We start from the raw sequence: 5,085 nt of genomic DNA on the forward strand, positions 1-5,085 counted from the left end.
GGCTCAGAGCCGCGAAAAGACAACTGCCGCAGCCGGAGAAGGTTGTTCTGCTGAAGATAAGTCATGCGGGGAGTTTTTCGCGAAGATTCTGATTCGGGGTTTTGAGAAACCGCAGGCAAAGACAAACAGATATCGACTGTGGTTATTCTGTGTATTAGATGATTGAAAACTCTGAAAACCCGCATGGATATTGGGTTCTGGCGGCCCCAACAATAATTGAATATTCCCTATTGGTGAGGCTTTGCAGATGCTATAAATAAATTGCCATATATTTTGCCATAATCTTACACGGATAAAATACGGCAAAGAACAAAAAAATTGCCCCGACAGAGCGGGGCAAAATTTATCTTTTGCAGCTGGCAGAGCTCTTCTTTATTGAGAAATATTTCCTCTCCGCGACTTCGCCTTTTTTTCCGATGTTGAATGACGAAATAGGGCGGTGGTAACCCATCACTCGTGTCCAGACTTCGCATTTGGTGCGTTCACTGTTTGTAATGCCGAACTTTTCAATGTTGTCCATGTTCATCTCCTGAGCTGGATTGCGCACCATTCAATGATTCCTCTATCGCTGACTGCGCGTTCTGCACATCGATTAAGAGCTGCTGAAGAGAGCTCAAATGCTCGTTTAAATCTACCACACTCTCTAAGCTCGGTTTGTAGGCGTCGCTGTATCTCGGCATCTCTGCTGCGCACCCTGACAGCAGAGTCGTTAAGAACAGAAATAGACTGCTGAAGTTTTGCAATTTCATGATCTTTCCGCTGTAAATTTTCAATTTGTTGAATTAGCGAATGCTCTCGGTCCTGAGCCCAGCGCAGCTCAACTTCCTCTTGGCCAAAATGATAGGCGCACATCGCGGTCGCAATGAATCCAGCTACTGTTAGTATTGCTCTAACCATTCCACCTCCGCTCTGGTCCAAGATCGACGTGAACGAATGTCGGATAGAAGCCAACACCGCCCTTGCATCGCCTATTAGCGATAATTTTTAGACGCCCGAGGGCCTCCTGCCACCGTTTTTGATTGCGATATCGCGTAGGCCGAATGTCTGCCGCCTGGCCCTTAACATGGTAAGAGTTTTTAGCTCCACCGACTGCCGCATTGTGCTCAGGCGACCTATAGCCAGAGTTGATAAAAATTGGTTCTCCGAAGTCTGCCCGGATTTCCTCCAATAAAGAATAAAGGCCTGGGTCAACGACCTCGGGCCATGGGCTGGATTTGCCATCTCTTGATGCAAACTCCTCGGGTTTGAAGTGTTCACTCATGATTCACTCCCGGTAATTTATTGTTGAGTCTGTTTTTATGTTCCTCCTGGACCAGTGCCAGCATGTCTCGGACTCGTTTTGGAATGATTGAACCGAATCCGGATTTCTCAATGTTCTCCAGAATCGAGATCAATTCATTCAGCGAAAGCGCTCCGATTGCCCAGGCGCCAATCCATGGCTCGTTGAGAATCTGGTCCACACCGTGGAACCCGATGGCAGTCAGGAGGATCAAAAATTTCCTGACCACGCCTCTCAATCCTTCACGGCTGGACCACGTTCCCGTCCTCGCTGCGGCAAAAATACCTGTCAGGTAATCCGCAACTACAAAACTGAACAACCAATAAAACAAATGCTGATGTTCGCCCATCAACGTGCTCACAATGCTCGTGAAAATGCCAGCCAGGGCTAAGCAGGCGTTTTTTAGTATCTCGGGATTCAGCTCCTCGATAGCACTGGCAATCTGCTGCCACATTTGTACTCTCCTAAATTCAATCTCGAAGCACTGTTACCTTAGGTAATTCAGGCCACACGACAGAATCAGGGAAACCCTCCTGTGCAGGAACGTCTCTCAGGGCCTGCCGATAGGCTTTCACTGTCGCTAAATCGTCATCACTGATCGGGTAATCTCCACTGACTAAATAATCAGTTTGTGAAAGAAGGCGATCTCGCTGAGATCGGACTGTCTGGGCTTTTTGTTCTGCTAGCTCCTCAGCTGTCGGCTGAGGAATTGCCTCAATCGTGATTGCCTTCAGATTCCCATCCTCATCATTGATCTGTTTTTCCCGCCATAGTGCAGGATTCTCTGCGACGAATTTGCGCAACCATAATCGGAGGGTGTTCGATCTCTGAGTGCGTGACTGGTGCGGAATCTCAACGCCTATAAAATCCTCAGGGCCGGCAGGAAACGGGATGGCATCCCAATCGCTTTCAGTGCTGTTTTTGTCCCTAATTTTGTAGAAAACCTTTGGTTCCATTGCGGGCCTGACCACTGTTGAACAGGGCGGGAAAAACCATTTGCCCGGGCTGCGGGGATTCGGTTGTGCAATGTGCGAATCTGTGAAAAATCCATCTTCGTCATAAACGTAGACGGTTTTCACTAAATTTTCAACGGAGTTTGTCATGCTTACCTCTAAAAAAATTGCAGCACTCAAGCCGCGGGATCAGCGCTATCAAATAACAGATCAATCTGGACTAGCGCTCAGAGTCCAAACGTCTGGTGTTAAATCATGGGTTTTACGGGTTCCTCAGAATGGCCGAATCGTCGATATCACTCTCGGTCACTGGCCAGAGGTTTCATTAATGCAAGCTCGTGCGATTGCTCGACAGAAACGCAAAGAGTTCGAACTTGAGCCCTGCGGTTCGTATACCGTGCGCGATGCATTCCGTTTTTGGTGCTCCAAAAAACGGGGGCGCATCAGTAGCTACCGAGACGAAAAAATTCGTCTTGAAAAATACGTGATATCAAAAATCGGGAGTCGCCAGCTCGATTCAATCACGCCGCCGATCGTCATCAAACTGATGGAGCCAATTGAGGCCGCAGGTCACCAGTCAACAGTCAAACGACTGCTGATGCGTACCCGTGAAATTTTCGACATGTCTGTTAATGCGGGATACCTACAGTCAAACCCACTGGCAAAAATTACTAAAGTTTTTCCTGTCCCTGAGGTTCGCCACATGCCTGCTATCGACTGGCGGGAGCTGCCTATCGTGATCTCTCAGGTTGAGGCGCTGGCACCTCCGAAATACAGGGTTCTGTTCTATTTCTCATTAGCCACATTGTTGCGCCCGGGCGAGGTTGTTTCAATGCGCCTCGACTGGATCAACGAGGAGGCGATCACAATCCCTGCCGAATACATGAAAATGAAACGCGCTCATAGAATCCCGCTGACACCGTTTCTGATTTCGCTCATCAGCGAGGCAAAACGAATGCGGAAAAATAAACGTTCTCCATTTTTATTCCCCGCCACAAACGCGAACCGTCCCATTAGCTCACAGGCCATGGCCAAATGGCTGCACGAGCAGCCAGCATTTAGGGGCCGTCTGGTTGCTCACGGACTGCGTTCAATCGGGCGGTCCTGGTTCGCTGACAACGATGTTCCATTTGAGATTGCCGAGGCTTGTTTAGCGCACGTGGTCGGGTCGCAGGTGGTCCGAGCGTATCAACGAACCGATTTTTTTGCACCGAGACAAAAAATTATGCTCAGCTGGCATGCGTTCATCCAGCAATGTGCTCAATGTGCTCAGCTACTGACGCAAAACACTGATTCACATGAGGATTAGGCTCGAATATCTCGACATTTTTGCCACGTGCTCAGCACAGTCAAAAAACTGCTCCCCGCCGTTCATTGGCGGGGGTTCCGAGCAATCCCAGAAAATTCCCGAATATCAAGGGTACATTTCGTTTGCGAGCGGTCGCACTAGGGAACGGAACAAACCTATCAAAAATTGGTTGGTCGGGAGGTGCGATCTCCGACGCCGAGGTTGAATCTGGCGATTCAAGTTCAATCTCAACAAACACAGCTACCGGCTTTCAGTTGTTCAACTTCTCCGCGAACCGATCAAATCAAGTTTTTGGTGCATCAGGTACTGTTCAACCGTCTGCCATGCGAGCACTGGTTTTGATTAGGGCATTTTAAAATGCTCGGATGAGCGCCAATGCCCGTAAAGAATTAGGCTGTACGGTATCTGATGCTCCGTACTGATCATTAGCGAGGCTAGCGTCGAATTCGAGAACTGACGAATCCGATCCGTCAGTCACGACAAAATTCTGCACCCAACGGCGCATGCCAGCGAACGGACCGTTACCGCAAACGGCCCCAGATTCTGGCGTTACGAACCCAGCAAGCAAAGAAGTACCGTCGATATTCGGAAAGTGAATTTTAAGAGTTTTGCTACAATGCGGAAGTCCTGTTCAGGTGTACATGACTGAGCGAGGAATTGAACGGTTTCGCTCTGGTCACCCGCTCAATCTTTGACGCAAAAACCAAAGCAAACGGCTCAAGGATTCGCCGTCCTAGAGCCGCTCAAATGGAAGATTAGACATGTACTCTAAAAAATCTTCTGCTCTGATTATAGCAAAGCTGATTAGGCGATGGCTACCAAAACTGGTTATCGCCCTGATTCTCCTGCTGTGGTCGCGATAAGAGCACGTGAGTAAATGCCCCAGTTGGTTTCTTGCCGGCTGGGGCAGCGTGTTTCCGGACCGAATATGACGGGAGGAATTTATTTCGATCGATTTTTGGAGGCATCGAAAGGGTTTGCGCATGGAGATGTCTCATTTCGAGACGCTCCCGGACGAACGGGGGCAAATAAAATCAATTTCCCTGACGGATATCAAACAGACCAGCAGGGCGTCACAATCTCGCTGGATTCCTCTAGATCAAGCGTCATCTATGGAGCCTCAGAAACTGTGCAACCTGCATCAATACGTGCACTAGCCTTAATACGCGCGTATTAAGGCCAATACCCTCAATGCCGCAGGTTGAACAGTGCTTGAATTGCCATAAATCGAGCTTACTCGATCAGCCGAGTAATTTAGAACCTCGTACGATGTACCGCCCGTTGGCTGAGCCTCTAACAATGTCGGAACCTGCGAAGATACAGCCATAGCTCCGTTTGCACTTGTAAGTATGCCGTACAAAGTTGTAAAAGCACCCCAGTTATTCCTGAAAAATTGCAGAACTAGAGAACTAAAAATTTAAAAATCACAAAAAATCCTTTTATTTCAGTGGAATAAAAGGATTTTTCGTGTTATACTAGATTACCTAATTAGATAATCGATTGTAATTATGAATACGCCAAAACTTCCTCCGCTCATTATTAAA

The 5,085-nt window shown here is 48.1% G+C and carries 6 protein-coding genes; 1 reads left to right on the forward strand and 5 read right to left on the reverse strand.

From position 1 onward, the window contains the following. Positions 1-343 precede the first annotated feature (343 nt). The 5 genes from nrdD to NFR90_RS11390 are packed head-to-tail and all read right to left on the reverse strand — an operon-like array spanning position 344 to position 2,382. Positions 344-526 (reverse strand): anaerobic ribonucleoside-triphosphate reductase, encoded by a 183-nt coding sequence (gene nrdD, locus NFR90_RS11370; RefSeq protein WP_251453124.1) that lies wholly within the window; start codon positions 524-526, stop codon positions 344-346. Continuing rightward, positions 523-897 carry a hypothetical protein gene (locus NFR90_RS11375; RefSeq protein ID WP_251453125.1) on the reverse strand — a complete coding sequence of 125 codons (375 nt, stop codon included), beginning with the start codon at positions 895-897 and terminating at the stop codon, positions 523-525. The genes nrdD and NFR90_RS11375 overlap by 4 nt, the downstream gene beginning before the upstream one ends. Next, positions 890-1,261, reverse strand: a complete 372-nt coding sequence (locus NFR90_RS11380) for a YcbK family protein (RefSeq protein WP_251453119.1) — start codon at positions 1,259-1,261, stop codon at positions 890-892. The genes NFR90_RS11375 and NFR90_RS11380 overlap by 8 nt, the downstream gene beginning before the upstream one ends. Beyond that, on the reverse strand, positions 1,254-1,733 hold the full coding sequence (locus NFR90_RS11385; RefSeq protein WP_251453120.1) for a phage holin family protein: 480 nt from the start codon (positions 1,731-1,733) through the stop codon (positions 1,254-1,256). The genes NFR90_RS11380 and NFR90_RS11385 overlap by 8 nt, the downstream gene beginning before the upstream one ends. A gap of 16 nt (positions 1,734-1,749) precedes the next feature. Beyond that, positions 1,750-2,382, reverse strand: coding sequence for a tail fiber assembly protein (locus NFR90_RS11390; RefSeq protein ID WP_251453122.1), 633 nt, complete (start codon positions 2,380-2,382; stop codon positions 1,750-1,752). On the opposite strand from NFR90_RS11390, the gene NFR90_RS11395 reads away from it, so the two are divergent. After that, complete coding sequence (locus NFR90_RS11395) at positions 2,381-3,541, forward strand: tyrosine-type recombinase/integrase (protein ID WP_251453123.1); 1,161 nt, start codon at positions 2,381-2,383, stop codon at positions 3,539-3,541. The genes NFR90_RS11390 and NFR90_RS11395 overlap by 2 nt on opposite strands. Positions 3,542-5,085 lie beyond the last annotated feature (1,544 nt).

Source organism: Parasutterella muris (assembly GCF_943193095.1).
Taxonomy (GTDB): Bacteria; Pseudomonadota; Gammaproteobacteria; order Burkholderiales; family Burkholderiaceae_F; genus Parasutterella; species Parasutterella muris.